The sequence below is a fragment of the Vibrio sp. 10N.222.52.B7 genome (assembly GCF_041474275.1).
Taxonomy (GTDB): domain Bacteria; phylum Pseudomonadota; class Gammaproteobacteria; order Enterobacterales; family Vibrionaceae; genus Vibrio; species Vibrio crassostreae_C.
On sequence record NZ_JBFRTU010000301.1, the window covers coordinates 1 to 201 of the forward strand.

Genomic DNA, 201 nt, shown 5'->3' on the forward strand with positions numbered 1-201 from the left:
GCACTTTAGACAGCGCTTTAGCGACACGTGCATAGTGTCCGTCATGATGAGCTAAATCAAACAGCACACGCCCTTCTGAACCGGTTAATGCGCGGTAGACAATCTCGCTGACCATGGCATCACCCAATATGTTGGCTTCAATGTCACAATGTAGAGTTTTGACCAATCGAGTAAAGCTCTCCAGCATTTGCTCTTCCATTG

General features: G+C 47.3%; 1 protein-coding gene. It reads right to left on the reverse strand.

Going from position 1 to position 201, the window contains the following annotated elements; all coding sequences use genetic code 11:
- Positions 1-201: AraC family transcriptional regulator N-terminal domain-containing protein (locus AB4512_RS22935; RefSeq protein ID WP_372175833.1), on the reverse strand; the 201-nt coding region annotated here is incomplete at both ends.